Origin of the sequence: Salarchaeum sp. JOR-1 (assembly GCF_007833275.1) — an archaeon.
GTDB lineage: Archaea > Halobacteriota > Halobacteria > Halobacteriales > Halobacteriaceae > Salarchaeum.
The window spans coordinates 575175-600220 of record NZ_CP042241.1; the positions used below are offsets into that span (position 1 = coordinate 575175).

General features: G+C 66.7%; 26 protein-coding genes and 1 pseudogene. 9 read left to right on the forward strand and 18 right to left on the reverse strand.

The features are described from left to right. Positions 1–57 precede the first annotated feature (57 nt). Together FQU85_RS04005 and FQU85_RS04010 are read left to right on the forward strand one after the other, a co-directional pair. Positions 58–477 (forward strand): Hsp20/alpha crystallin family protein, encoded by a 420-nt coding sequence (locus FQU85_RS04005; RefSeq protein ID WP_145844590.1) that lies wholly within the window; start codon positions 58–60, stop codon positions 475–477. Positions 478–507: 30 nt separating this feature from the next. After that, complete coding sequence (locus FQU85_RS04010; RefSeq protein ID WP_145844592.1) at positions 508–957, forward strand: peroxiredoxin; 450 nt, start codon at positions 508–510, stop codon at positions 955–957. On the opposite strand, the gene FQU85_RS04015 is transcribed toward FQU85_RS04010, so the two are convergent. Next, entirely contained in the window at positions 949–1407 is a 459-nt protein-coding gene (locus FQU85_RS04015) for a hypothetical protein (RefSeq protein WP_145844595.1), read from the reverse strand. The two genes, FQU85_RS04010 and FQU85_RS04015, sit on opposite strands and share 9 nt — an antisense overlap. Before the next feature lie 103 nt (positions 1408–1510). Between FQU85_RS04015 and leuS the strand changes: the two genes are divergently transcribed. After that, positions 1511–4348: a leucine--tRNA ligase gene (gene leuS, locus FQU85_RS04020; protein WP_145844597.1), complete on the forward strand. Its 2838-nt coding sequence runs from the start codon at positions 1511–1513 to the stop codon at positions 4346–4348. 111 nt (positions 4349–4459) lie between these two features. Here leuS and FQU85_RS04025 read toward each other — a convergent pair whose 3' ends face one another. The 7 genes from FQU85_RS04025 to eif1A form a co-directional block, all read right to left on the reverse strand. Next, positions 4460–5449 (reverse strand): ornithine cyclodeaminase family protein, encoded by a 990-nt coding sequence (locus FQU85_RS04025; protein ID WP_145844601.1) that lies wholly within the window; start codon positions 5447–5449, stop codon positions 4460–4462. Between the two features lie 206 nt (positions 5450–5655). After that, a complete protein-coding gene (gene thsA, locus FQU85_RS04030; protein ID WP_145848722.1) occupies positions 5656–7329 on the reverse strand; it encodes a thermosome subunit alpha in 1674 nt (557 codons plus the stop codon). Between the two features lie 127 nt (positions 7330–7456). After that, positions 7457–8011 carry a pre-rRNA-processing protein PNO1 gene (locus tag FQU85_RS04035; protein WP_145844605.1) on the reverse strand — a complete coding sequence of 185 codons (555 nt, stop codon included), beginning with the start codon at positions 8009–8011 and terminating at the stop codon, positions 7457–7459. 53 nt (positions 8012–8064) lie between these two features. Next, positions 8065–9186 carry a tryptophan--tRNA ligase gene (locus tag FQU85_RS04040; protein ID WP_145844609.1) on the reverse strand — a complete coding sequence of 374 codons (1122 nt, stop codon included), beginning with the start codon at positions 9184–9186 and terminating at the stop codon, positions 8065–8067. A 193-nt stretch (positions 9187–9379) separates the two neighbouring features. Further along, positions 9380–10222 carry a serine/threonine-protein kinase Rio1 gene (gene rio1 / locus FQU85_RS04045; RefSeq protein ID WP_145844613.1) on the reverse strand — a complete coding sequence of 281 codons (843 nt, stop codon included), beginning with the start codon at positions 10220–10222 and terminating at the stop codon, positions 9380–9382. A 32-nt stretch (positions 10223–10254) separates the two neighbouring features. Continuing rightward, positions 10255–10467: a hypothetical protein gene (locus tag FQU85_RS04050; RefSeq protein ID WP_145844615.1), complete on the reverse strand. Its 213-nt coding sequence runs from the start codon at positions 10465–10467 to the stop codon at positions 10255–10257. 780 nt (positions 10468–11247) lie between these two features. Beyond that, positions 11248–11535, reverse strand: coding sequence for a translation initiation factor eIF-1A (gene eif1A, locus FQU85_RS04055; protein ID WP_145844617.1), 288 nt, complete (start codon positions 11533–11535; stop codon positions 11248–11250). An 82-nt stretch (positions 11536–11617) separates the two neighbouring features. On the opposite strand from eif1A, the gene FQU85_RS04060 reads away from it, so the two are divergent. Further along, positions 11618–11797, forward strand: coding sequence for a hypothetical protein (locus FQU85_RS04060; protein ID WP_145844619.1), 180 nt, complete (start codon positions 11618–11620; stop codon positions 11795–11797). A 210-nt stretch (positions 11798–12007) separates the two neighbouring features. On the opposite strand, the gene FQU85_RS04065 is transcribed toward FQU85_RS04060, so the two are convergent. From FQU85_RS04065 to rnz, 3 genes are read right to left on the reverse strand one after another with little or no spacing between them, the layout of a single operon-like run. After that, the gene (locus tag FQU85_RS04065; RefSeq protein WP_145844621.1) at positions 12008–12988 is read right to left on the reverse strand and encodes a tyrosine--tRNA ligase; all 981 of its coding nucleotides are present in this window, start codon (positions 12986–12988) and stop codon (positions 12008–12010) included. Positions 12989–13039: 51 nt separating this feature from the next. After that, complete coding sequence (locus tag FQU85_RS04070) at positions 13040–15001, reverse strand: DUF460 domain-containing protein (RefSeq protein WP_145844623.1); 1962 nt, start codon at positions 14999–15001, stop codon at positions 13040–13042. Positions 15002–15043: 42 nt separating this feature from the next. Then, positions 15044–15967, reverse strand: a complete 924-nt coding sequence (rnz, locus tag FQU85_RS04075; RefSeq protein ID WP_145844625.1) for a ribonuclease Z — start codon at positions 15965–15967, stop codon at positions 15044–15046. Between the two features lie 122 nt (positions 15968–16089). On the opposite strand from rnz, the gene FQU85_RS04080 reads away from it, so the two are divergent. From FQU85_RS04080 to FQU85_RS04090, 3 genes are read left to right on the forward strand one after another with little or no spacing between them, the layout of a single operon-like run. Continuing rightward, on the forward strand, positions 16090–17124 hold the full coding sequence (locus FQU85_RS04080; protein ID WP_145844627.1) for a DUF4382 domain-containing protein: 1035 nt from the start codon (positions 16090–16092) through the stop codon (positions 17122–17124). Positions 17125–17161: 37 nt separating this feature from the next. After that, entirely contained in the window at positions 17162–18163 is a 1002-nt protein-coding gene (locus FQU85_RS04085) for an AAA family ATPase (protein ID WP_145844629.1), read from the forward strand. A gap of 43 nt (positions 18164–18206) precedes the next feature. Beyond that, on the forward strand, positions 18207–18575 hold the full coding sequence (locus FQU85_RS04090; RefSeq protein WP_145844631.1) for a hypothetical protein: 369 nt from the start codon (positions 18207–18209) through the stop codon (positions 18573–18575). Here the strand turns inward: FQU85_RS04090 and FQU85_RS04095 are convergent. From FQU85_RS04095 to FQU85_RS04115, 5 genes and pseudogenes are all read right to left on the reverse strand, one after another. Next, positions 18545–19039, reverse strand: a complete 495-nt coding sequence (locus FQU85_RS04095) for a dihydrofolate reductase (protein WP_145844634.1) — start codon at positions 19037–19039, stop codon at positions 18545–18547. The genes FQU85_RS04090 and FQU85_RS04095 overlap by 31 nt on opposite strands. Beyond that, positions 19036–20028 carry a thymidylate synthase gene (thyA, locus tag FQU85_RS04100; RefSeq protein WP_145844638.1) on the reverse strand — a complete coding sequence of 331 codons (993 nt, stop codon included), beginning with the start codon at positions 20026–20028 and terminating at the stop codon, positions 19036–19038. Before thyA ends, FQU85_RS04095 begins: the two co-directional genes overlap by 4 nt. 67 nt (positions 20029–20095) lie before the next feature. Next, positions 20096–20305, reverse strand: a pseudogene (locus tag FQU85_RS04105) (ATP-binding cassette domain-containing protein); the annotation flags it as partial. A 45-nt stretch (positions 20306–20350) separates the two neighbouring features. Continuing rightward, positions 20351–20959 (reverse strand): hypothetical protein, encoded by a 609-nt coding sequence (locus FQU85_RS04110; RefSeq protein WP_145844642.1) that lies wholly within the window; start codon positions 20957–20959, stop codon positions 20351–20353. 151 nt (positions 20960–21110) lie between these two features. Further along, positions 21111–22079 carry a methyltransferase domain-containing protein gene (locus tag FQU85_RS04115; protein WP_145844644.1) on the reverse strand — a complete coding sequence of 323 codons (969 nt, stop codon included), beginning with the start codon at positions 22077–22079 and terminating at the stop codon, positions 21111–21113. Between the two features lie 108 nt (positions 22080–22187). Here FQU85_RS04115 and FQU85_RS04120 point away from each other — a divergent pair, with 108 nt between their 5' ends. After that, on the forward strand, positions 22188–22748 hold the full coding sequence (locus FQU85_RS04120; protein WP_145844647.1) for a TATA-box-binding protein: 561 nt from the start codon (positions 22188–22190) through the stop codon (positions 22746–22748). 182 nt (positions 22749–22930) lie between these two features. Continuing rightward, entirely contained in the window at positions 22931–23281 is a 351-nt protein-coding gene (locus FQU85_RS04125; protein ID WP_145844649.1) for a hypothetical protein, read from the forward strand. A 6-nt stretch (positions 23282–23287) separates the two neighbouring features. Here the strand turns inward: FQU85_RS04125 and hisG are convergent, their stop codons facing one another. Further along, positions 23288–24130: an ATP phosphoribosyltransferase gene (hisG, locus tag FQU85_RS04130; RefSeq protein ID WP_145844651.1), complete on the reverse strand. Its 843-nt coding sequence runs from the start codon at positions 24128–24130 to the stop codon at positions 23288–23290. A 26-nt stretch (positions 24131–24156) separates the two neighbouring features. Then, positions 24157–25029, reverse strand: coding sequence for a DUF6159 family protein (locus FQU85_RS04135; RefSeq protein WP_145844654.1), 873 nt, complete (start codon positions 25027–25029; stop codon positions 24157–24159). Positions 25030–25046 lie beyond the last annotated feature (17 nt).

The following is a 25046-nucleotide window of genomic DNA, read 5'->3' on the forward strand; positions in this document are numbered from 1 at the left end:
GCCGCGGGCCGCGTTGGCCGCCGACTTTTAGCGTTCGCGCGACCTACTAGGAGGTGTATGACGCGACGACGCAGCCCCTTCGACGAGTTCGAACGGCTATTCGACCGGATGAGCAACCAGTTCGACGAGTTCGAGGAGTTCGACGTTGAGAGCCGGCTCGCCGTGGACGTGGAGGACACGGGTGACGCGTTCGTCGTCACCGCCGACCTCCCCGGGTTCGAGAAGGAGGACATCGACGTGCACCTCCGGGACGACACGCTCCAGGTCGACGCGACTCACGAGGCGTCGCCCGAGGATGACGTGCAAGAGCAGTACATCCGCCGGGAGCGCTCGAAGCGCTCCGTGTCGCGGTCGCTCTCGCTCCCCGAGTCCGTCGACGAGGACGCGGTGTCCGCGTCGTTCAACAACGGCGTGCTCACCGTCGAACTCCCGAAAGCGAGCGGGGAGGACGACTCGACGAGCATCGACATCGCGTAAGGCTAAGTTCCGGGCGTCCGTGTATCGGGTATGCTCGAACCCGGTGCGGACGCTCCGGACGTAGCGGCACAGAACCAGAACGGCGTGCTCGTCGACCTCGACTTCGAGGAGCCCACCGTCGTCTACTTCTATCCGAAGGACGACACGCCCGGCTGTACCGTCGAAGCCAAGCAGTTCAACGCGGAACTCGACGCGTACGCGGACGCCGGCGTCGACGTGTACGGCGTCAGCCTCGACGACGTGGACTCCCACGAGGAGTTCGCGGAGAAGTACGGACTCGAGTTCGGCCTGCTCGCTGATCCGGACGGGGACATCGCGGACGCGTTCGGCGTGGACACGACCGAGGGGTACACGGAGCGCGTGACGTTCGTGCTCGCGGACGGCGAGGTCACGCACGTCTACGAGGGCGTGAAGCCGGACGGCCACGCGCGCGACGTGCTCGGGGACATCCTCGACGACGGCCTCGCGACCCTAGACTAACTCCACTAGTTCGTCCGCGAGCGCGTCGACCGCCGGACGCCACTCCTCGGCGTACTCGCCGTGTTTCGGCGGCGCGAGCGGCAGGTCGAGCGCGCGATACGCGAACCCCGGAACGTGGTCGTCCGCGAGCGCGCCGACGAACTCGGCGTTCGCGCGCTTGCTCGAAACGCCACCCGTGTCGAGCGCGTAGTAGTCGCTGAACGCCTGCACCAGAAACACGGGTCGGTCGAAGTCGCCGGCGTCAGCGTACCGCGCGAGCTTCACTGGATTGTTCGCCGGGTCGGCTCGACGCATCTCCACCTCGACGAACACTCGGCGGTCGGCGGTCTCCCCGGCGACGTCAACCGGGGTTCGGCGAACGCGTTCCTCGGTCGTCCAGTCGAACCCCGGGAGGCGCTCCGCGAGCGCGTCGGCGAGGGCGTCGTGAACGGCGTCCGTGAAGGCGGCCACGAGCTGGGCGTCCCACGCCAGTAACGTGGCGTTTTCGGTGACGCGAACAGGGAGAGCAGTCAGTATGAGAGGGCTTTAGGCGTGCGGCCGTGAGGGTACGGACATGAGCTACGAGCCACGGGAACTCGAACGGAAGTGGCAGGACCGCTGGGAGGACGGCGGTCGATACGAGGCCGACCCCGACGGCGAGGACGACGCGACGTTCGTCACCGTCCCCTACCCGTATCCGTCGGGCGGGATGCACGTCGGGCACGTCCGCACGTACACCGTTCCGGACGTCTACGCTCGCTACCGCCGCCTGCAGGGCGACAACGTCCTCTTCCCCATCGCGTGGCACGTCACCGGCACGCCCATCGTCGGCGCGGTGAACCGCCTGCAGAAGGGCGAGGAAGACCAGATCTCGGTGCTGCGGGACACGTACAACGTCCCGGAGGAGAAGCTCCACGACCTGGAGACGCCGATGGGCTTCGCGCGGTACTTCCTGGAGAACCACTACAAGCGGAACATGAAGTCGCTCGGCCTCAGCATCGACTGGCGCCGGGAGTTCACGACGAACGACGACCGGTACTCGAAGTTCATCGAGTGGCAGTACCAGACGCTCCGAGAGCGCGGCCTGCTGGAGAACGACCTCCACCCCGTGAAGTACTGCACGGAGGAAGAGAACCCGGTGACGACGCACGACCTCGCGGAGGGCGAGGAGGCGGAGGAGCAGAACTACACGCTCGTGAAGTTCCGACGCGACGACACCGTGGTGCCGATGGCGACGCTGCGCCCGGAGACCGTTCGGGGCGTGACGAACGCCTACATCAACCCCGACGCGGAGTACGTCGAGGCCGAGGTCGACGGCGAGCGGTGGCTCGTGAGCCACGACGCCGTGCAGAAACTCGTCCTCCAGGAACGTGACGTGGAGATCCTGGAGCGGTTCACGGGTGACGCGCTCGTGGGCGAGCGCGTGGAGAACCCGGTGACGGGCGAGGACGTGCTCGTTCTCCCCGCGGGGTTCGTGGACGCGGACAACGCTACGGGCGTCGTGATGAGCGTGCCCGCGCACAGCCCCGACGACTGGGTCGCGCTCGAAGAAGCGAAAGCCGACGAGGAGCGCATGCGCGAGTACGGCATCGACCCCGCCGAAGTTCGGGAGATAGAGCCGAAGTCCATCATCGACGTGGAGGGCTACGGCGTCTATCCAGCGCGGGACGCCGTCGAGGAGTACGGCATCGAGTCCAGCGACGACCCCGCGCTCGAGGACGCGACGCAGGACGTGTACAACCGCGAGTTCCACGCCGGCCGCATGAAGGACATGTACGACGAGTTCGCCGGCGACCTCGTGGAGGACGTTCGCGAACGCTTCGCGGACGCCTACGCCGCGGAGGGACGCTTCGACTCGATGTACGAGTTCTCCGAGGAGGTCGTGTGTCGCTGCGGCGGCGACGTGGAGGTCGCGAAACAGGAGACGTGGTTCCTCCGGTACAACGACGAGGACTGGAAGGCCAAGGCCCGAGAGGTCGTCGCCGGCCTGGACGCGACGCCGGAGAACACGCGCGACCAGTTCTACCACACCATCGACTGGCTCAAGCAGTGGCCGTGCATCCGGAACTTCGGGCTCGGAACCCGACTGCCGTGGGACGACGACTTCGTCATCGAACCGCTCTCGGACTCCACCATCTACATGTCCTACTACACGGTCGCGCACCGAATTCAGGACATTCCGCCCGAGAAACTCACGCGGGAGTTCTTCGACGCGCTGTTCTACGGTGCGGACGCGGTGGAGAATCCGCCGGAGCGCGCGGTCGAACTGCACGAGGAGTGGGACTACTGGTATCCGGTCGATTATCGGTTCTCCGCGAACGACCTCATCTCCAATCACCTGACGTTCTACCTGTTCCACCACGCGGAACTGTTCGACGAGCCGAACTGGCCGCAGGGCACGACCATCATGGGGATGGGGCTGCTGGAGGGGCAGAAGATGTCGTCGTCGAAGGGGCACGTCGTCCTCCCCGAGAACGCCATCGAGGAGTACGGCGCGGACACCGTCCGGTTCTTCCTGCTGAACTCCGCGGAGCCCTGGCAGGACTTCGACTGGCGGGCGAACGAGGTGGAGAACACGAAGCACCAGCTCGCGCGGTTCTACGAGCGCGCACAGGAGATCATCGACGCCGACGTGCCCGACGAGCGCCCCGACCTGAAGCGCATTGACCGCTGGCTGCTATCGAAGCTCCAGGACGCGGTGCGGGCGGCGACCGAGGCGATGGACGGGTTCGAGACGCGGAAGGCGAGCCAGACCGCGTTCTACCAGTTCCAGGATCACCTGAAGTGGTACCGCAAGCGCACGAACCTCGACCGGCCGGGCGCGGCGTGGACGCGACGGGAGGTGCTGCGGACGCGCGTCCGCCTGCTCGCGCCCATCGTGCCGTTCCTCGCGAACGAACTCCACGAAGACCTCACGGGCGTTCCCGTGGAGGACGTAGCGTGGCCGGAACCCGATCCCGAGTTCGAGTCGGCGCGCGTCGAGGCGGAAGAGGCGCTCGTGGAGTCGCTCGTCGAGGACGTGCGCGATATCGTGGACGTCACGGGCACCGACCCCGACGAAGTCCGCGTGTTCACCGCGGCGGACTGGAAGCAGACGGTGTTCGACGAGGTCGCCGAAACCGGCCCCGACGTCGGCGCCGTGATGGGGTCGGTGATGCAGCACGAGAGCCTGCGCGAGCGCGGAAACGAGGTGAACGACCTCGTCCAGGAGCTCGTCGCGGACGTGCGCAGTCGCTCTGACGAGGAGATAGAGACGCTGCGAGAGACGGACGAGACAGAGGTGTACGAGGCGGCGGCCGGATTCCTCGCGCGCGAGTTCGACGCGAACGTCGCCGTCATCCCGGAGGACGAGGCGGACGCGGAGAAAGCGAGCCAGGCGGTGCCGTTCCGCCCGGCTATCCTGCTCGACTAGGGGCGTTCACGCCGGACATCGAATACGGAACGGCCGTCCGGCGGGGTTTCGCGGCGCCGCTCCGGGCGAGCGTTACTGCACGCCCGGTCTGGCCGCGGCTTCCTACTTGTACTATCGGACGCCGAGCAGGTCGAACTCGGTGCCGTTGTCCTTCTCGTTTGCGTGCTCGTAGACGACGTGTGCAGCGGCCACGTCCTGAATCGCGAGGCCCGTCGAGTCGAAGACAGTGACGCCGTCCTCCGGGGTGCGGCCGTCTTTTTTCCCGGTGACGATTTCGCCGATTTCGCCGTAGATGTCGTCCTCGCCGAGGACGCCCTCGCTCCACGGGACGTTGATTTCGCCGGAGTGCGTGGTCTGCGAGAAGTCGTCGATGACGACCGTGGCGTCCAGCAGGACGTCGTCCGCGATCTCGTGTTTGCCTTCGGCGTCCGCACCCATCGCGTTGACGTGGGTGTGTTCGCCGATGTCCGTCGGGTGGACGATTGGGTCTTCGACGGGTGTGACAGTGGAGAGGATGTCGCAGTGCCCGGCGTCCGAAATGGTGCCCTCGCGCACGTCGAACGCGTCGCCGAAGTAGTCGATGAACTGCTCGATGCGCGCTTCGTTCAGGTCGCTGACGACGACTTCCTCGATGTCCCGAATCTGGCTGATAGCTTCCAACTGAGTGTAGGACTGGACGCCCGCGCCGACCAGCCCGAAACTGGACGCGTCCTCGACGGCGAGGTGGTCGGTGGCGACAGCGGCGGCCGCGCCCGTGCGTTTCATCGTGAGTTCGGTACCGTCCATGATGGAGAGCGGGTACGCGTTCTCGGGGTCGGAGTACACCATCGTCCCCATCACGGTCGGGAGGTCGAAGCGGTCTGGGTTGTCCGGATGGACGTTCACCCACTTGATGCCGGCGGCGTCCCAGGATCCGGCGTCCAGATAGGCGGGCATCGACCGGAAGTCCCCGTTGTACTGGGGGAGGTCGATATAGGACTTCGCGGGCATCTGCGCGTCCCCGGTCTCGTACGCGGCGAACGCGTCCTCGACCGCGGAGATGAGTTCCGGCATCGGCGTGTTCTCGTCCACGTCTTCCTTGTTCAACAGGAGAGTGACCATATCCCGGGATTTCCGCGGACAATACTTAGGGTGTTCGAAAGGCGGAGTCGAAAACCATGACAGACCGATAATTCCGCACAGTCACGACTAGTCGGTGTGTCGCGCGAAGAAAAACCGAGTGTGTCAGGCGAGCGGTACAGCGGTCGGGTGGGTGCGTGGGCGAAGCGGCGGTTCGCTGTCCACGCGAAGTCAGTGGTTCCCTGACTTCACATCGCGCCGCCCATGCCGCCCATACCGCCCATGCCGCCCATGCCGCCGGCGCCACCGGGGCCGCCGGGGCCTTCGTCGCCGCCGGAGTCGGAGTCGATCTGGCCGCCGGCGAGGTCGCCCGCGGCGATGACGTCGTCGATGCGGAGGATCATCGTCGCTGCCTCCGTGGCGGAGTCGATCGCCTGCGTCTTCACGCGGAGGGGCTCGACGACGCCCTCGTCGTCCATGTCGATGACTTCGCCCGTGTAGGCGTCGAGACCGGCCGCAGTCGCGCCGCCGTCGTGCTGGCTGCGGAGGTCGACGAGCGAGTCGATGGAGTCGAGGCCCGCGTTCTCGGCGAGCGTGCGCGGGATGACTTCGAGCGTGTCGGCGAACGCCTCGACGGCGAGCTGCTCGCGGCCGCCGACGCTGTCGGCGTAGTCGCGGAGGCGCATCGCGAGTTCCGTCTCGGGCGCGCCGCCGCCGGGGAGCACCTGACCGTCTTCGAGCGTGACGCGGACGACGCCGAGGGAGTCGTCGATCGCGCGCTCGACTTCGTCGACGACGTGTTCGGTGCCGCCGCGGAGGATGAGCGTGACGGACTTCGCGTCAGCGACGTCCTCGACGAAGATGCGTTCGTCGCCGCCGATGTCCTTCTGCGCGACTTTCCCGGCGTGACCGAGGTCGTCCTCCTCGATGTCCTTCACGTTGGACACCGGGACGGCGCCGGTCGCGCGGGCGAGCCGGCTGAGGTCGTCGCTGCTGGTGCGGCGGACGGCGAGGATGCCGTGCTGTGCGAGGTAGTGCTGGGCCATGTCGTCGATACCGCCGTCGACGAACACGACGTTCGCGCCCACGTCGTGGAGCGCGTCGACCATCTCCTCGAGCTGCTGTTCTTCCTGGTCGAGGAACTCCTGGAGCTGGTCGGGGTCGGTGACGTTGACCTCGGTGTCGATTTCGGTCTCCTGGACTTCGAGCGCGTCGCCGAGCAGGGCGACGTTCGCGTCCTCGACGGCGAACGGCATGTTCTCGCTGACGCGCTCCTTGTCGACGATGACGCCCTCGACGAGTTCGGAGTTCTCGATTGCGCCGCCGGTGACCTTCTCGACCTTGATGTTGTCCGTGTCGACGACGCCGTCGTCGGCGACGGACTGGACGGCGCGAACGACGAGTTCGCTGAGGACGTCCTTCGCGTTCTCCGCGCCCTTGCCGGTCATGGCGGTCGCGGCGATCTGCTCGAGGTACTCGGTGTCCTCGGAGTCGATGTCGATGGCGATGTCTTCGAGGATTTCACGCGCCTGCTGGGAGGCCTCCCGGTACCCCTGGGCGAGCGTGGTCGCGTGGATGTCCTGTTCGAGGAGTTCCTCGGCCTCCTTGAGGAGTTCGCCGCTGACGATGACCGCGGACGTGGTGCCGTCGCCGACCTCGTTCTCCTGGGTCTCGGCGACTTCCACGATCATGTTCGCGGCGGGGTGCTCGATGTCCATCTCCTTGAGGATCGTCACGCCGTCGTTCGTGACGACGACGTTCCCCGAGGAGTCGACGAGCATCTTGTCCATGCCTTTCGGGCCGAGCGTGGTGCGGACGGACTCCGCGACGGCCTTCCCGGCGGTGATGTTCATCGACTGTGCGTCCTTCCCCGACGTTCGCTGCGAGTCGTCGGAGAGTACGATAAGCGGCTGATTACCCATTTGCTGCGCCATAGCTACTCGAATGATTGATTGTCCTTCTACATAAATCTACTGTCGGTCGTGCTAACGCGACGCGTGGAAGGCCAGTATGCGTGTTAACTAGTGCCAAGAACGGGGTGTTTAAATACTATCCGTGGTACTCGTGGTACTCCATCCCCTGATTCTTGAGCTCCTCCGCGCGTTTTCGCTCCAGGAACGAGTACACCGCGCCGTGGGGCGCGCCGTCGAGAATCATCTCCGCGGCCGACCGAGCGATCTCGACCTCGGTCGGGCCGCCGATGACGCCGAACGTCGACCCGTAGATGACGACGCTCGCACCCGTCAGCTCCTCGATGAGTTCACGAGTCCGGCCGTTCTCACCGATGAGCCGGCCCTTCTTGCGACGGAGGTCGTTGTCGTTGCGCGCCGCGCGACCGATATCGATGGTGTCGAACATCCGCATATCGTCGTCGAGCAGGCTGAGCGCGTCGTCCGGCCGAAAGCCACGACCGATGGCGCGCACGATGTCCGGCCCGTTCAGGCCCCGAATCGGGTCGCCCGTCTTCTCCACCGCGACCGCGCCGTTCTCGGAGTCCACGTCGAGGCTGACCTCCGCCTCGCGTTCGATCCGGCGAAGGGTCTCTCCGTTCTCGCCGATGAGGACTCCGATGCGGTCCTGCGGAATCTTCACGTGCTGTGTCATTGCCGAATCCTAAGAGATGAAGCCGTTTAAGCGTTCAGTCCTCCGCTCCGCCGCTACAGTCCAACCGCCGACCGCGCCCGCTCGCGTTCGCCCTCGGCAAGCCGGTAGGCCGCGAGCTCGTCGTCGAGCGCCCCGAGGTTCGCCTTCCGGGACTGGTGCTCGCGGAGGAACTCCGCTATCCGGTCGGCCGCGAGTTCCTTCAGGTCGCCCGAGAGCAACTCGCCCCCGCGGTACGCGGCCGCGATGTCGCGGAGGCGGTCGTCGTCCGGTTCGAAAAAGGCCTGCAGGTACTGGAAGGGGACGTCCTCCTCGGGAATCCCGCCCTTCTCGCGGTGCTCGGAGAGCGTCGCGCGACCGCCCGTGTATGCGTGCGACGAGATCTTCTCGCGAACGGTGTCGGGGTCGTCGTCGAGGTGGATGGCGACGCCCTCGCTCGAACTCATCTTCCCCGGGCCGTCGAGACTCGGGAGGAACTTCCCGAGGAGCGCGGTCGGTTTCGACACGTCGTACTTCGCCTTTGCGGCGACGTCCCGGGAGACGCGGACGTGCGGGTCCTGGTCGACGGCGATGGGCACCAGGGTGGCGTGCTCGCCCTCGACGAGCTGGGGCAGCAGGAGGTGTGCGGTCTGGACGGCGGGGTAGAAGGCGAGGCCGACGTTCGGCGGGTCGCCGTACGTCGCCGTCATCTGGTTGTGCGTGATGTCGCCCGCGAACGCCGACGCGACCGGATACACCACGTCCGCGTCGTCCGTGTCCACGACGATGCGGGTGTTCTCGGGGTCGAACCCCACCGCGAGAACGTCCCGGAGGTTGTCGCGGAGGTACTCTCGGGTCTCGGGGTACGTCTGGGCTTTCGCGTAGTACTTCTCGTCGTCGGAGAGCGGGACGTACACGGTCGCGTCGAACGCGTCCTGGAGGTGTTTCGCGAAGTAGAAGGGGAGGACGTGCCCGAGGTGCATCGGCCCGCTCGGCCCGCGGCCCGTGACGACCGATCGCCGGTCGGCGTCGAGGAAGCGCGCGACGTCCCGGCCCGCGTAGAACACGTCGCGGCGCGCGAGCGGATGGCCGAGGCGGTCCTGGTGGGCGTCCCGGAGGCGGTCTGCGCCGAAGTCGTCGAGGAGTCGTTCGTAGTCGATGTCGCCCGAAACGTGGTAGGGTGTGACTGTCTGTGTCATGTAGGGGTGGCTGCGTGGCTCTCTGGTGAGTAGTGCGCGAGGAGAGCGAGGGAGCGCCACCCCGAGTCGGGGAGCGCAGTTAGGCCGCGACCCCGATGCGGGCGACACTGTCCGCTCTCGAACCACGCCAGCGCCAGTCGAGAGCGGACTGCATACCCCGGAATCAGCGCGACGCCGAAAAAAGCCTACCGCTCTACTCGCGGGTGACGAACGCGTACAGGTCGTCCACGTCGGCGTCCGCGCCCGCCCGCGAGAAGAAGTTCGCGACGTTCCGGCAGTCCCGCCGCAGGAACTCGTCCGCGTTCGGGTGGTAGGTGGTGACCGCCTGCCCCACGTCGATAACCGTCAACTCGCCCTCGTGGACGACGATGTTGTACTCGGAGAGGTCGCCGTGCACGAGTTTCGCGTCGTACAACCGCCGCATGTACTCGCGGACGACCTCGTACGCCGTCTCCGGGTTCTCCAGCGTCACGTCGGTGAGCGTCGGCGCGGCCTCGTCCTCGCCGCCGATGTACTCCATCGCGAGCACGTTCCGCTGGACGGCAATGGGTTCCGGAACCTTCACGCCCGCCTCCGCCGCGCGCTGGAGGTTCGCGAACTCCTTGCGCGTCCACGCCAGCACGACCGACTTCTTGTCCCCCCGAATCCCCTCGAAGCGCGGGTCGCCCTCCAGGTAGTCCCGCATCTGCCGGAAGTCCGAGGCGTTCACGCGGTACACTTTCAGTGCGACCGTCCCACCGTCCGGCGCTTCCGCCGCGTACACGTTCGCCTCCTTCCCCGTCGAGATCGGGCCGCCGAGCGCCGCGACGTACCCGTCCTGGACGAGCTTGTAGATAGCCGCGTACGTCGCGTCGTCGAACGCGCCGGCCTCGACCTTGAACTGGTCGGCGTCCTTCACGCGCTTGCGGAACTCCGCGAACTCGCGGTCACGCTTGCGCGCGATGCGGTCTGCCTCCGTGTCGGAAACGTCTATCTCCTCGAACTCGTCCCCCGGTGCCCCCTCCGGTTCCTCGACGAAGTCGTCGTCCTCGGTCACTGGTCGCGACTACGCAGCGCGCTCGTAAAAGGTCACGGAGAATTCTTGGCGAACCGCCGCCATAGCAGCGAAAGCAGGTAGAGACCGATGACGAGAAGTGTTGTCGCCGTGAGCGCGATAGCGACCACGTTCGGCAGCGGGGCTGGAGTCCCGAGCGCGACGAGCAACCCGAACACGAGGACGCTCACGAGATAGGTCGCTTGCCACTCGCGCACGGACGCCGGGAATCGGAGGGTCAAAGCCATACAGAGAAAACTCACCAATAATATAAACAATTTTTTACTACCACTCCCACCAACTGTTGTAGAAAATATATAGTTAAGATGATTTCTAGTAGGAAAATTTAATAGTGCCTCTGTCCGATTATTCAGCTGCGTATGACTGCTAAAGAGGAGGACAAGACGGTGAATAGACGATCGGTACTCAAAGGAACGGCAGGGCTGCTTTCTATCGGAGGCCTAGCCTCCACTGCCCAAGCAGCTTCGAATAATGAGGACGGAGGACCTGAAGTCGAACCTGAGGTCATGACTAATGAACCCATAGGTTCGACCCGCAAACGGTCTCAGTCGGTGATACCACTTACGCTCGTGGGACTGGTTCGTGGACAACCCCCACCATCGGCGATATCGTTCAATTCGACAGGTTCATTGCCGCAGAGAATATTGGGCGCCCAACGATTACAGCATCGAATTTCCCGAACATCGAGAGCGGATTCCATTACGATAGCGGGTCTGACAATCCGCTCGGAGAATCAGCGTACCACTTCAGCACTGGCCAGTTCACGATTATCGCTCCGTTCGGAACCACCCGCTACCTCGACGTTAAAATCCCGACGTTCCATAGAGGACGTGTAGAAGGTAAGAGCGGGACGCTGTGGCCCTGGTGGGATTTCGCAGTGGGGTATCTCGACATCAAATGAGGCGAAATCGGCCATAGTACAGTCGAACCCGAGGTAGTAGATGCCCCATCCCTCGTTCGCACCTGAAAAACCGTGTAGTGTGCACTATCTACACAGTCGGAGATCGTTAATCCAGGTGGCCCTCCTCCCTGAGTTGTTCCGCGTCCGCCTTCTCGTAGCGCCACGTCACGTCCGCCTTCTCGTCCTGCCAGTCCCACGGCTCCACCAGCACGATGTCGCCCTCGCGAATCCAGATGCGCTTCTGCATCCGGCCCGGAATACGGGCGGTTCGCTCTGTCCCGTCCGCACAGCGGACGTTGACTCGGTTCGCGCCGAGCATGTCCGTCACCTCGGCGAACACTTCGTCCTCGTCGGGCATCCGCAAGTTCTTGCGGCTCCCCTCGTCGTCGCTCATATGCCCGCGTAGACGCGGCAGGCTTTTAAATCCATACTCTCCCCACCGAAACCGGCTTCTCCGCGGCGAGAAACTACGACGTATGCTCGACAAACTCGGCACGCAAGGACTCGTCGGAATCCTCCTCGTAGTCGTCGGCCTCGCCGTCGTCGCCTACAACGCGCCTATCGTCGCGATCGGCCTGTTCGTGGTTCTCCTCGGCCTCGCCCTGCTCGTCCGTCGTGGCCTCCGTGCGGGCATGGAGATGATGGGGATGGCGTGAACGCCCACGGGCCACCCGCGAGACGGCGACGTGTGCACGCACGGTACGCCACCGCGGACGTCGTGCTCGCCGCTCGCGCCCGATAGTTCAAACCGGAAGCCGACACAGCCACGGCTATCACGCAGTAAGCCACCGCACGGAATTCGGAATCGGAGAGCGGCAGTCACCCCGTGCGCACCCCGAGACTGCCCGAACGCCCCCAATCCGCAGTCAGGAACGAAGCTCCCGCAACCGCTCCCGGCCCGGCGCGATGAGTTCGTCGAGGTAGTCCGCGAGCGCGCCCTTCGCGTCCGCCGGGTGGAGTTCGCCCGATTCGAGGTCGGCGGCGAGCGCCTCGTAGTCGTCGTACGCCAGGTCGCCGCCGTACTCGTCGGGCCGCTCCACGACGACTTCGTCGAACCGCGGGAACACGTGGTACTCGAAGACCTGGAGCACGGGGTTTTCGAGGTCTCCCTCGGGGTCGCGGGTCGGCGGGCAGAACGCCGAGTTCACCTTCTCCGCGATGTCCTCAGTCGAGTCCTCCATGCTGATGTTCACGCCCGAGGACGAACTCATCTTCCCCTCGCCGGACTCGAGGTCGGCGATGAGCGGCGTGTGCAGCGACGTCGGCGCGTCGTACCCCACGCTGGGCAGGACGTCCCGCGCGAGCATGTGCACCTTGCGCTGCTCCATCCCGCCGACCGCGAGATCCACGTCGAGGTACTCGATGTCGAGCGCCTGCATCAGCGGGTAGACGGCCTGCGAGACCTTCACGGAGTCACCGCTCTTGATCTCGCTCATCGCGCGCTCCGCCCGCGAGAGCGTCGTCTCCAGTTCGAGGCCGTGCAGGTCGAGCACGTAGTCCTCGTCGAACTGGAACGACGACCCGTAGACGAACTCCGTCGACTCCTCGTCCAGACCGTACGCGAGAAACTGCTCGCGCATCCGCTCCGCGATCTCCTCGATCTCGTCGAACGACCCCTTGTCGTTCAGGTAGGCGTGCACGTCCGCGAGCAACACCACGACATCGAATCCCGCTTCCTGGAGGTCGATGAGCTTGTTCGCGCCGAGGAGGTGGCCGATGTGGAGCACACCGGACGGCTCGTACCCGACGTACACCCGCTTCCCCTCGGGGTCGTCGGCGAGCGCTCGGACTTCCTCCTCGGTCACGACTTCCGCGGCGTTCCGCGTGACCAACTCGTACGTGTCCATACACGACCCTCCCGACGAGCGGGAAAGAAACTCTCGGTTCTCCGCGCGCCGTCACTCCCGGTCGGCGCGATGCTCCGAGATTATCTGGTCGACCATCGCCTCGTTCTGCTCCTGTTCGCGCTCCTCGACGCGCTCGCGGTAGTCGGCTTCGACGGCTTCGACGGCGTCCTCGCTGGCGATTGCGAGTTCGTCGATTTCCCGAATCCGCACGTCGTCAGCCGGCCCGAACGCCACGTCCTCCTCGTAGAGCACGTCGCGGGCGGCGTCCGACGTGCTGCCGGAGAGCAGGACGACCCGGGGGTCGTGGTCGGCGAGCAGTTCGGCGGTCGCGCGGCCCGCACCCGAGGCGTCCCGGAAGTACACCACGTCCCCGGCGGCGATGCCGTACTCCTCAACGGTGGATTCGATGGCGTCCCGCGTGAACTGCTCGACCGGCTTCACCGCGACGAGGTCGCCGGAGTTCACGTCCGCGAAGTTCGAGTGGTCGAGCTTCCAGAGGTCTTTCAGTCGAGCGAGCTTCGACTCCAGTTCGTCCGCGCGCTCGCGCTCGGCGTCGAGTTCGTCCTCCAGCCGCGAGTTCTCCCACTCCAGTTTGGTGACCTCGCGGCGTTCGCGGGCGCGTTCGCGCTCCTCGCGGCGAGCATCTGACAGCTCGGACTCGTACTCCTCGATTTCAGCCTCCTTCTCCTCGAGTTCGGCTTCGAGTTCGTCGACGTGATCCGAGAGCCGTTCGACCTGGCGTTCGAGGTCGCGGATGCGCTTTTCCTCGTCGGTGAGCTCTCGAGCCTCGTGCTCCGTCTCCTCGGGTTGGGGCTCCTCGGTCGCGGTGAGGTCGTCGACGACGGCGTCGACGTGTTCGCCGTTCCCGACGACGCGCGCGAGCACGTCCTCCCTATCGACCTGCGGCGGGATCTGCTCCGTCACCCGTCGAATCTGGTCTTCGTGCGCGTCGTACGCGAACAAGGCGGCGGCCATCGCGTCCCGCTCGTGGTCGTTCTCGTAGCCCTCCTCTCGCGTCCGGTGCTGCTTCTCGTCCACGGGCAGGTCGGCGTCGGGCTCCCAGCCCGCGGCGTCGAACGTCCGCCGGAAACTGTCTACCGTCTCCGGCATCGGCGTCACGTCCGCGGCGACGAGGACGGGCCGTCCGTGTTCGATAATCCACTCCACCACGTCCGCAGTGTCCGCAGTTCGGGTGCTGAGCACGTCGAGTACGCGGCCGTCGAAGTCCACGAGCGCCGCCGCCGTCGTGGTTCCGGGATCGATACCGACGAGCACGCGATCGCGGCGGCGCGCGAGCGGCACGAACTCGATGCCGTCCCGTCGAACGGGCTCGATTTCGACGCGGGTGTCGCCGGAGCGCCGACTCGACACGGGAATGTCCTCCATGCGCGCCTGCACGGTAAACACCGCGTTCGAGAACCCCCCGTACTTCTCCGTCTCGTCCATCTCGTAGTCCAAGCCGGCGTCGTCGAGTTTCGAGGCGATCTCGCGGGCGTCCGTCTTCACGTTCCCGTGGATCCGTCGCGTGTACCTGTCAGAACTCCACCCGCCCTTTCCAGTGGAACGCCCGCGAGAGACCTTGATTTCGGTCTCGTTCGTGAACGCCGAGACCTCGTAGCCGACGTTCCGCGCGGCGAGGCGAGCGGCGGCCTCGGCCTCTTCTATCGCGGGTTTCCCGTAGGGGACGCCGTGGCGCTTCGCAACCCGAGAGAGGGGTTCCGGGCGCTCGTCGCCCGTCACCTGCACGAGCTTCGTCTCGGCGGGGAGGCCGCGGAGGAAGTGAACGAGTTGGTCTTTGTCCGCCGCGAGTTCGTACATATTGTCCGTCGCGAGCAGGTCGGGTTCCTCGTCCGCGACGAGCCGCCGGAGTTTGCGGCGGCTCACCACGTCGCGTTCGATTTCTTCGCCGTCGTACACGACGAGCGCGTAAGAGGGCGCGTTACCGCGGACGTCGCCGCTCTGCACGTCGACGCCGAACACCAGCGCGTCCAGCGCGCGGGTACGGGTACTCACGGCGAAAAGTAGGCGATTGCGAAATATAAGCGCACGGCCGCCCTACTGTGGGTAGGGGACGTCGAGTTCGAGGCCGTCGTGCGCGACGACGGACTTCCCGGTGAACGTGCGCTCCGCCTGCTGTTTGAGTGTACTCGCGTCGCCCGCGTACCGGCTGGAGATGTGGGTGAGGGCGAGCCGTCGCGCCCCGGCGTTCCGGGCGACCCGCGCGGCCTCGCTAGCGGTGGAGTGGCCGGTTTCGGCGGCGCGCTCGGCGGCGTCGTCCGCGAACGTCGCGTCGTGAATCAGGAGGTCGGCGCCGTCCGCGGCCTCCACGGTCGCGTCAACGGGACGCGTGTCGCCCGTGTAGACGACCGTGCGGCCGGGTCGCGGTTCTCCCACGACCTGTTCGGGCCGCACGAGCGTGCCGTCGTCGAGTTCCACGGGGTTGCCGTCGTGGAGTTCGCTGAACTTCGGGCCGACGGGCACGCCGAGTTCCTCCGCTCTCTCGCGGTCGAATCGGCCCCTCCGGTCGTGCTCGACGAGCGCGTACCCGACGGACGTGGTGCGGTGCTCGGTCTCGAACGCCCGTACCTCGTACTCGTCGCGGTCGAGGACGACTTCGCCGGGCGTGACTTCGCTCACGCGCACCGAGAACCCCGTGGGGGAGCCGATGGCGCGCACGAGCTGGTCGAGCTTCGACTTCGTGCCCCGGGGCGTGTGAATCGTCACCGGCTCCGAGCGGTCGTTGAAGTCCCACGTCTGCACGAGCCCGGGGAGGCCGAGCACGTGGTCGCCGTGGACGTGCGAGACGAACACGTCCGACACGTCGAACCCCGTGCCGTACGTCATCATCTGGCGCTGCGTTCCCTCACCGGCGTCGAAGAGGAACGCGTCGCCCTCGCGCTTCACGAAGACGGAACTCGGGTTCCGGGTCGTCGTGGGAACGGCCCCGCTCGTCCCGAGGAAAGTAACGTGGAGAGTCATGGGTGAGCGTGGGCGTGGCGGTCGGAAAGCGGCTTCGACTCGTCGTTCAAACCGTCCAAAACGGTTCGAACGGATGAACGGCCGTCCGGATTAATCCCCGTCGCGCTCCACGGGTCGAGTACATGAATCGCACACTGGCCACGCTCGTCGTCGCGGTGACCGTCGTCCTCGCCGGGTGCGCCGGCGCGGGCGGCCCCACCACGACGGCGACCACCACTGACGGCACGACGACGGACGGCACGACAACCGGCGGAACGGCGCAAGTCGCGTTCTACGTGAGCGACCGCCCGGGCGCTATCGGGGACTTCGAACACCTGAACGTCACCATCACGCGCGTCGGCTTCCACCTCGTCGAGAGCGCGAACGACACGACGGACGTGACCTCGACGGTGAACGCGACGAGCACCACGACCAACACCACCACGACCAACACCACCACGACCGCAACCACGACCACCACGGCCGGGACTGCGACGACCGAGGAATCCGAGTCCCAGTCCGGCGGCGGCGAGTGGGTGGAGCGGGACGTGAACGACACGACGGTCGACCTGACGCGGTTGCAGGGCGAGAACGCGAGCCTGCTCGGGAACGTCTCCGTTCCCGCCGGCACCTACGACAAGGTGTTCGCGTACGTGAGCGAGGTGAACGGCACGCTCACGACCGGCGAGTCGGTGAACGTGAAGCTGCCGTCGCAGAAGCTCCACGTGAACAGCGAGTTCACGCTGAACGCGAGCAGTTCCGCGCACTTCGTCTACGACATCAACGTCGTGAAGGCGGGGAACAGCGGGAAGTACATCGTCAAGCCCGTGGTGAGCGAGACGGGACTGAACAAGCCCGTGAACCCGGTTCGGATGCACGAGGACGGCATGCGCGGGACTGACGGGAGTCTGACCGTCTCCTTCGCGGGGAACGTCTCCGCGGGCGAGAACGTCACGGTGCGCGTCACCGAGAACGGGAGCGCCGTCGCGAACGCCACCGTCACCGTGAACGGCGAGCGCGTCGGCACGACGGACGCGAACGGCACCATCACCGTCACCGTGCCGGACGCCGACCACGTCCGCGTGTTGGCGGAGGCTGGTGACGACCGCGGGACACTCTCGGTACGGCTGAGCGACCGCGGCGGCAACGGCGGAAGCGACGGCGGGCAGTCGGCGTAACCGACCGATTCTTACCCGCGCCCCGACTCCGTCCGGTATGGACGACCCGCTCTGGATAGAGACGCACGCGCCCTCCCTCGCCGACATCCCACAGGAGGACGTGCGCGAACGTCTCCGGGACGCCGTGGACGAACCCGTGAACCTCGTGCTCCACGGGCCCGTCGGCGTGGGGAAGACCGCGGCGGTGCGCGCGCTCGCGGACGCCGCACACGAGAGCGAGAACGACCTCGTCGAGTTGAACGTGAAGGACTTCTTCGGGATGACGAAGAAGGAGATCGCGAACGACCCGCGATTCGAGCACTTCATCACGCCGAAGCGCAAGCGGAACTCCTCGAAGGCCGACCTCATCAACTACGTGCTGAAGGAGTCCGCGAGCTATCCGCCGGTCTCGGGCGACTACACCACCGTCCTGCTCGACAACGCCGAGTCGATCCGCGAGGACTTCCAGCAGGCGCTGCGTCGCGTGATGGAACAGCACCACGAGGCGACCCAGTTCGTCATCGCGACCCGCCAGCCGACGAAGCTCATCCCGCCGATTCGCTCGCGGTGCTTCCCCGTCTCCGTGCGCGCGCCGACGGCGGACGAGACCGTCGGCGTCCTCCACGACATCGTCGAAGCCGAGGAGGTCGCGTACGAGGACGACGGCCTGGAGTACGTCGCGGGGTACGCCGCCGGCAACCTCCGGAAGGCCGTCACCGCCGCGCAGGCGACCCACGAGGCCGAGGGCGAGGTGACGATGGACGCCGCCTACGAGACCCTCCAGGACGTGGGACTGGACGACGAAATCACGGGAATGCTGGACGACGCCGAGGCCGGCGACTTCACCGACGCGCGCTCCACCCTCGACGACCTGCTCGTGGACGAAGGCCTCGACGGCACCGAAGTTCTCGACGAAATCCTCAGAGTCGGCCGCTCACGGTACGCGGGCGACGACCTCGCGGAACTCCACGAACTCGCTGGCGACGTGGACGTGATGCTCGCCGAAGGAAACAGTGACCGCGTCCAACTCGGGCGGATGCTCGCGGAACTCGGACGCTGACGCGCCGAGAAGAGTTTTTGTCGACCGAGTAAGTAATTCGCGTATGGCCCTCCCGGATACGTTCGAGCGAATCGGTATCGTGCTCGGAACGGTGCTACTCGGTATCATCGCAACAAGCCCGCTCGCCGGTGTGATGACGGATTTCGGGACGGGCGCGGTGTTCGTGGGGACGCTCGTAGTCGCCGGCGTCGGCGGCTGGCTCATCGCGACCGACCGAGTCCGCGTCCCGTACACGCGGGCGTGGCGGTTCGCCATCGTGACGATGCTCGGAGCGCTCGCGCTGTACGCGCTTGCCGGACTGAACGATACGCTCGACCCACAGCCGGTAGAAGGAGTCGCGCTCTGGCTCGTCGCCGCCGCGCTCGGCGCGCTCGTCGCGGGCTACGACCGCGTGCTGGCGCGCCTGCGGTAGGTGACGAACGCGAACTCGGCACGGTCGTCGCGCTCGACTTCCTCCCAGTCGTCGCGATTCCAGTCCGGGAAGTGAGTGTCGCCCTCGTACTCCTCGCGGAGTTCGGTGAGGACGAGTTCGTCGGCGTCGGGGAGGAACTGGCGGTAGACGGTTTCGCCGCCGACGACGTACGCCACGTCGTCCCTGGCACGCGCCGCGGAGACGGCTTCCTCGACGCTGTCGACGCCGACGACGCCGTCCGGGAGGGTGTCGGGACTGCTGGTGAGGACGACGTTCGTGCGGTCGGGGAGCGGGCCACCGAGGCGCTCGCGGATGCTCTCGAACGTCCGCCGCCCCATGATGACGGGGTGGCCGGTCGTGGTCTCCTTGAAGTGCGCGAGGTCCTCGGGGTAGTGCCAGGGCATCCCGCCCCCGCGGCCGATGACGCCGTTCGCGGCGACGGCGGCGACGATGCTGAGTTTCATTCTGCCACGCCGAAGTCAAGTCCCGGATGCGAGTCGTACCCGGAGAGCGTGATGTCGTCGAATTCGAGGGCGTCGAGCGGCTTGTCGGCGACTTCGATATCGGGCTTGGGCGTGGGGTCGCGCGAGAGCTGTTCGAGGAGACCGGGGACGTGGTCGTACGGCTTCCCGCGCGGATCCGTCGAGCCATCGGGGGCCTCGGACTCGACCCACGATTTCACGTCGAGCGGGTCGCCGTCGGCGAGACGGGACTGGAGTTCTGGGAGGTTGTCGCCGTACCATTCCCCACGAGCGCCCTCGCCGCAGTAGACGTGGGCGTCCACGACGGTGTGCGCGAACGTCCCCGGTTCGAAGCCCGCGCGCTGCGCGACGGCGGTGAGGAGGAGCGCGTACGCCGCGAGATTGAACGGCACGCCGAGCGCGATGTCGCCCGAGCGCTGCGTGAGGTGGAGGTTCAGCCGGTCGCCCTGGACGTTGAACACGAACGTGTAGTGACACGGTGGGAGCGTGGAGACGGCGGCGTTCGCGGGGTGCCAGGCGTTCACGACGAGACGCCGCGAGTTCGGGTTCTCCGCCAGTTGGTCGAGGACGTACTGGATCTGGTCGAACGTCCCCTCCTCGGTCACCCAGTCGTTCTCCTCGTCCGCCCACGTCTCGCCGGGTAATCCCTCGTCCGGGATGGGGTAGCGCCGCCAGAACCGACCGTAGGCGGTGTCGAGGTGGCCGTCCTCGTCGGCCCACTCGTCCCAGATTCCGGTCTTCTCGCGGAGGTCGCGGACGTGCTCCTCGCCGGAGAGGTACCAGAGGAGTTCGTGCAGCATCGACTTCCAGCGGAAGCCGTCCATCTTCTTCGTCGTCAGGAGGGGGTAGCCGTCCGCGAGATCCGTCTCGTAGTGCCGGCTGAACGCCGAGATCGTGTCGACGCCCGTCCGGTTCGGCTTGTAGTTACCCCCGCTGAGGGTGTCCGATACCAGCCCGAGGTACTGCTCCATACACGTGGAGAACGCGCCTGCACCCTAAAGTGGTACTCCTCTCGGTCAGCGCGCGTCGGCGCTGGTGGCGCGCGCCATGGAGTCCGTTCACCGTCACCGACCCCGCGGGCGGTTTCAGGAGCGTGACGAGCATCTTGATGGTCGTCGTCTTCCCGGCGCCGTTCGCGCCGAGGAACCCGAAGAACTCGCCCTCCGGCACGTCCATCGACACGTCCGTGACGGCCTCGGTTCCGTCGGCGTACGTCAACGCCAGCTGGTCGGCATCTATCGCGCTCACAGCGGGGAGAAAGACTCAGCCGACTAAGCCGTTTTGACTGAACAGTCAGTCACTTTCGGTGGTCGCGTAGTAGAGCGCCGGGACGCCGAGCGGGAGCGCGAGCACGCCGAACGCGCCCGCCGCGACCGCCGCCCGGTCGCCGTCGGTTCGAGCGGCGAGGAACGCGGCGACGCCGACCGCGGCGACGGCGTACGCGAGCGTGCTCCAGACCGTGACGTACGACGAGCAGTACGCCCAGCAGACGACGGTGTACGCGGGCGCGTTCCACGTCGCCGGGTCGGGCTTCGGCCAGAAGTACCGGCAGTACGTGGTGAGCGCGACCATCAGGACGGCGGGTACTCCGACGAGCCACGCCGAACGGCGGCCCGCGACGGGGGCGAACCGGCGGTACGCGGCGAGCAGCGCGAACGGGAGGCCGAACACCCACAGCCAGACGGCGAGCGTGTACGACACCGGCCAGTGCTCAATGCGGGGTTGCGTGTAGGGAAGGCGGAGCGACGGCGGGAGCGTCGCCCACGGGAACGAGGGGTCGGGGACGGGGTTCGTGACGAACGCGACCAGTCCGAGGAGCGTGCCGGCGGCGAGCGCGTACACGCCCCAGTCGGCGGCGCGGTCGAGACGGCCGGGGAGGGAAGCGGTAGCCGGACGTGACATGTGTGGCCGTACGTACTCGTCGTTCACGGGCGTTTCCGGTTCGAAACCGAGGCGGAACACCCGTCTCCTCGAACAGTTCCGAACAGTTACGGGAGAAAACGTCGGAATCCGAACTGGATTGGGCGTCATCGGCGAGGGCCGCGAGCGCTGATCACTCCAGGACGAGGACGTGGCGGTCGAGCGAGCGGTGGACGCGCCGGACGAACCGCGCAGAGACCGTCCAGTCCGCCTCCCGGGCTTCGTCGCGCCAGTCGCGGTCGGCGACGAGCACGCACCGGCCGGTGGTGACGCGTGCGACCTCGGCGAGCGCGCCGCCGACGAGGTCGCTGAGGCCGTGCGCCTCGATTTTCGACTGGCGACCGTAGGGCGCGTCGAACACCGCTGCATCGACCGCAGCGTCGCGGAGCGGGAGGCGGGTGGCGTCCCCGCGCCAGACCGCGGAGTCGTCGGCGTAGGCCGCGAGGTTCTCGCGCGCGCCCCGAACCATCTTCGCCTGAGCGTCGTTTCCGAGCGGGTGCGCGCCGACCAGGCCGGCCTCGATGAGCACGCCGCCGGTGCCGCACATCGGGTCGAGGAGCCGCGTGCCGTCGCGTGCGCCGGCGAGGTTGACGAGACCGCGGGCGAGCATCGGATCCATCGATCCGGGCTGGAAGAACGGCCGCTTCGTGGGTTTCCGGGCGTCGTAGTCGCGGTCGGTCGCGACGGCGAGCCAGCCGAGCGCGCACGTGTCGGCGCTGAACGCCGCGCGCAGGACGAAGTCGGGGTCGTCGAGATCCACGGAAAACCCGCGGTCGGTGAGGACGCCGCCGAGTTCGCGCTCCGCGCGCTGGGTGTCGACTCCCGCGCTCCCGCGCAGGTCGACCGCGCGAACCGCGACAGTTCCCTCGATACCGACGTTCGCGGCGTCGAGAAGGGCGGTAGCGCTCTCGACGCTCGCGTCGGTGCGGCCGACGAGGCGGCTCGCGTACCGGGTGAACGCGAGGTCGCCCGCCCGACCGAGGTCGAGCGACGGCGCGACGGCGAGACCGGGCGCGACGCGCTCCGCGGCGGGTGCGGCGGCCGCGCGCGCCTCCGCGACCGCGAATTCGTCGTCCGCCCCGACGAGTTCGAGGAGGTACACACCGGCGGTTGGGGGCGTCCACACAAGGCGTTTGTTAAAAGCAAGAGTGAGTCGCGCTCGCCGGACAGCCAAACTTTATAAAGGTTAAATACGATATTTAAGTCGTATATGACCGACCCCAAGGAAACCATCAATATTGAAAACGTGGTCGCGTCCACGGGAATCGGCCAGGAACTCGACCTTCAGAGCGTCGCCATGGACCTCGAAGGCGCCGACTACGACCCCGAGCAGTTCCCCGGCCTCGTCTACCGCACCCAGGAACCGAAGAGCGCCGCGCTCATCTTCCGATCCGGCAAAATCGTCTGCACCGGCGCGAAGAGCACCGCGGACGTCCACGAAAGCCTCCGCATCGTCTTCGACAAACTCCGCGAACTCAACATCGAAGTCGAAGACGACCCCGAAATCGTCGTCCAGAACATCGTCACCTCCGCCGACCTGGGACGACAGCTCAACCTCAACGCCATCGCCATCGGACTGGGCCTCGAGAACATCGAGTACGAGCCCGAGCAGTTCCCCGGCCTCGTCTACCGCCTCGACGAACCCGAAGTCGTCGCGCTCCTCTTCGGCTCCGGCAAACTCGTCATCACCGGCGGAAAGAAGCCCGAGGACGCCGAACACGCCGTCGACAAAATCGTCAGCCGCCTCGAAGAACTCGGCCTGCTCGAGTGAATTGGTAGCGTCGGGGTCGCTCTGCGAACCCCCGCAGCAAAACGTAACATAAAACGGCCGCTCGCGGCCGGTGCGGGGGTGAATCCGCTCGGCCGGGCTCTTCGAGCCGTTCGACAGATGCCGAGTTACAGCGGCTGAAAATGCTCACAGGGTTTTTCGGAGAGTAGACCGAACCGTCGAGTATGGAGCCCTCCCCACGCGAGCAGGTGTTCCGAGCGAGCGCGGTGATGGTCGGCGTCGCCGCCGCGTTGTTCGCGCTGAGTTACGTACTGGAGCCGTCGACGGCGTTCGCGGCGGTACTCGGTGTCGCGGCGGCCGGCGTGTTCGCCGGTGTCGTACTGGACGCGCTCGACGACCGGTTCGGGCTGGTGTGGCTTTCGTTCGGCCTCGCCGCGGCAGTCGTCTACCTGAGCGCCGACGCGGGCGCGCTCCGAGAGTCCGTGCTCGGCCTCGTCGGCGTCGCAATCGCGGGTGCGTTGTTGTGGTTCGTGCCCGCGAAGGCCACGGAACTCGGCGAACGCCTCCACGACTAGTCCGGATTACTCGACGAGCCGCTCGATTTCGGTGACGAGTACGTCGCTCGCGCCCTTCTCCGTGAGGTCGGTGATGGTCTGGAAGACCTCGCGTTCGGGGACGACGGCGTGGACGGCGACGGTGTTCGGTTCGTCCACGTCGAGCACCGTCGGGCCGCCGAGGCCGGGAATCACGTCCTCGATTTCGTCGAGGCGGTCGGCGGGCGCGTTCAACATCAGGTAGCGTTTGTCCTCCGCGGCGATGACTGAGTCGAGCGCGGTCTCGACCTGCGCGGCCTTCTCGCTCTCGACGTCGGGGCGGGCGAACAGCCTGACGGAGCTCTTGAGGACCTCGTCGACGATTTCGAGGCGGTTCACGCGGAGCGTCGTTCCCGTCGAGGTGATGTCGATGATGGCGTCCGCCATCTCCACGTGCGGCGTGAGTTCGGTCGCGCCCGACACCTCCACGATGTCGGGGTCGACGCTCGTGTCCGCGAAGTAGTCGCGGGCGACGCGCGGGAACTCGGTGGCCACGGTCTTCCCGGCGAGGTCACCGACGGAACTCACGTCGTCCTCCTCGGGGGCGGCGAGGACGAGCCGACACTCGCCGTACCCGAGGTCGAGGCGGTCCTGCAAATCGACCCCTGACTCTCGGACCTGATCGAGGCCGGTGATGCCGAGGTCGGCCGCGCCGTCCGCGACGTACTCCGGGATGTCGGCGGCGCGCGCGAACAGCACCGTGATGTCGGGGTCGACGGTGTCGGCGTACAGCTGTCGGTCGGCGGTCGGCTCTATCGAGAGGCCCGCGCGGTCGAGCAGGTCGACCGTCGGGTCGTGCAGGCGGCCCTTGTTCGGGACGGCGATGCGCATACGGGGAAATCGGCGGCGACCGGCAACTAGCTTTTCCTTCCCGCGATGCCGCCGGATCCGGGGAGTCGCCCGCGAAAGCCCCCGCTCCCGCCGTTCCCGTCGTCGCCGAAGTCGATGCCTTCGAAGTACGCGGGCGTCTCGTCCTCGGTCGCGTACACGTAGAGCGCGGTCTTCGCGACGCCGGTCAGTGTCTGGCCGACGAGGCCCGCGAGGAGGACGCCGATCGCGAGAACGACGAGGGAAACCGGCGTCGGGACGGGGGCAGCGACGAGGAGAACTGCACCGGGGAACGCGCCGAGGAAGACGAGCGCGACGGTGACGAGGCCGACGGCGCCCGCCGCGCCGAGGGATTCGCCCCACGTCTGTTGGACGGTCTCCTTGCTCCGGGAGAACATCTCGAAGACGCCGACGTTCTCGAACACGATGACGGGGAGGACGAAGTAGGTGAGGACGCCCCAGGCGACGCTGAACACGGCCGCGACGAGTTTCGCGGGAAGGGAGTCGTTCGACTCGATGAGTCGGATGACGACGCCGACGACGGCGCTGATTGCGGCCCACGCGACCAGCGGGCCGAGGTTGCGGCCGGCGGCGCGGAGGCCGTCCCGGATGACGGGTTCCTCACCGTCGAACACCTGTTTCGCGCAGAACATCAGCGCGGCGGTGAAGTACGAGGCGAGGAGGGTGGAGCCGAAGTAGAGCGCGAGGAGCGCGGCGACCAGGAGGGGCTGGGACGGGGACGGTTCGACGGCGAGCACGACTCCCCAGAGCGCGGCGAGGTACAGGAGGCCGGCGACGCCGGCGACCGCGGGGAGGGCGGCGAGGCGGGGATGGTCGCGGAGCGCTCGCGCACTCCGGCGAGCGAACGAGAACCCGGTTTTCAGGCGGCTGAAGATACCCATAGCCGACGATACGTCAG

What these genes read in the sequence shown, in the direction of transcription:
- FQU85_RS04005 (WP_145844590.1), top strand. Translation starts at nt 58, where the DNA reads ATGACGCGACGACGCAGCCCCTTCGACGAGTTCGAACGGCTATTCGAC.
- FQU85_RS04010 (WP_145844592.1), top strand. Translation starts at nt 508, where the DNA reads ATGCTCGAACCCGGTGCGGACGCTCCGGACGTAGCGGCACAGAACCAG.
- leuS (WP_145844597.1), top strand. Translation starts at nt 1,511, where the DNA reads ATGAGCTACGAGCCACGGGAACTCGAACGGAAGTGGCAGGACCGCTGG.
- FQU85_RS04025 (WP_145844601.1), bottom strand. Translation starts at nt 5,449, where the DNA reads ATGGTCACTCTCCTGTTGAACAAGGAAGACGTGGACGAGAACACGCCG.
- thsA (WP_145848722.1), bottom strand. Translation starts at nt 7,329, where the DNA reads ATGGGTAATCAGCCGCTTATCGTACTCTCCGACGACTCGCAGCGAACG.
- FQU85_RS04035 (WP_145844605.1), bottom strand. Translation starts at nt 8,011, where the DNA reads ATGACACAGCACGTGAAGATTCCGCAGGACCGCATCGGAGTCCTCATC.
- FQU85_RS04040 (WP_145844609.1), bottom strand. Translation starts at nt 9,186, where the DNA reads ATGACACAGACAGTCACACCCTACCACGTTTCGGGCGACATCGACTAC.
- FQU85_RS04050 (WP_145844615.1), bottom strand. Translation starts at nt 10,467, where the DNA reads ATGGCTTTGACCCTCCGATTCCCGGCGTCCGTGCGCGAGTGGCAAGCG.
- eif1A (WP_145844617.1), bottom strand. Translation starts at nt 11,535, where the DNA reads ATGAGCGACGACGAGGGGAGCCGCAAGAACTTGCGGATGCCCGACGAG.
- FQU85_RS04060 (WP_145844619.1), top strand. Translation starts at nt 11,618, where the DNA reads ATGCTCGACAAACTCGGCACGCAAGGACTCGTCGGAATCCTCCTCGTA.
- FQU85_RS04065 (WP_145844621.1), bottom strand. Translation starts at nt 12,988, where the DNA reads ATGGACACGTACGAGTTGGTCACGCGGAACGCCGCGGAAGTCGTGACC.
- rnz (WP_145844625.1), bottom strand. Translation starts at nt 15,967, where the DNA reads ATGACTCTCCACGTTACTTTCCTCGGGACGAGCGGGGCCGTTCCCACG.
- FQU85_RS04080 (WP_145844627.1), top strand. Translation starts at nt 16,090, where the DNA reads ATGAATCGCACACTGGCCACGCTCGTCGTCGCGGTGACCGTCGTCCTC.
- FQU85_RS04085 (WP_145844629.1), top strand. Translation starts at nt 17,162, where the DNA reads ATGGACGACCCGCTCTGGATAGAGACGCACGCGCCCTCCCTCGCCGAC.
- FQU85_RS04090 (WP_145844631.1), top strand. Translation starts at nt 18,207, where the DNA reads ATGGCCCTCCCGGATACGTTCGAGCGAATCGGTATCGTGCTCGGAACG.
- FQU85_RS04095 (WP_145844634.1), bottom strand. Translation starts at nt 19,039, where the DNA reads ATGAAACTCAGCATCGTCGCCGCCGTCGCCGCGAACGGCGTCATCGGC.
- thyA (WP_145844638.1), bottom strand. Translation starts at nt 20,028, where the DNA reads ATGGAGCAGTACCTCGGGCTGGTATCGGACACCCTCAGCGGGGGTAAC.
- FQU85_RS04110 (WP_145844642.1), bottom strand. Translation starts at nt 20,959, where the DNA reads ATGTCACGTCCGGCTACCGCTTCCCTCCCCGGCCGTCTCGACCGCGCC.
- FQU85_RS04120 (WP_145844647.1), top strand. Translation starts at nt 22,188, where the DNA reads ATGACCGACCCCAAGGAAACCATCAATATTGAAAACGTGGTCGCGTCC.
- FQU85_RS04125 (WP_145844649.1), top strand. Translation starts at nt 22,931, where the DNA reads ATGGAGCCCTCCCCACGCGAGCAGGTGTTCCGAGCGAGCGCGGTGATG.
- hisG (WP_145844651.1), bottom strand. Translation starts at nt 24,130, where the DNA reads ATGCGCATCGCCGTCCCGAACAAGGGCCGCCTGCACGACCCGACGGTC.
- FQU85_RS04135 (WP_145844654.1), bottom strand. Translation starts at nt 25,029, where the DNA reads ATGGGTATCTTCAGCCGCCTGAAAACCGGGTTCTCGTTCGCTCGCCGG.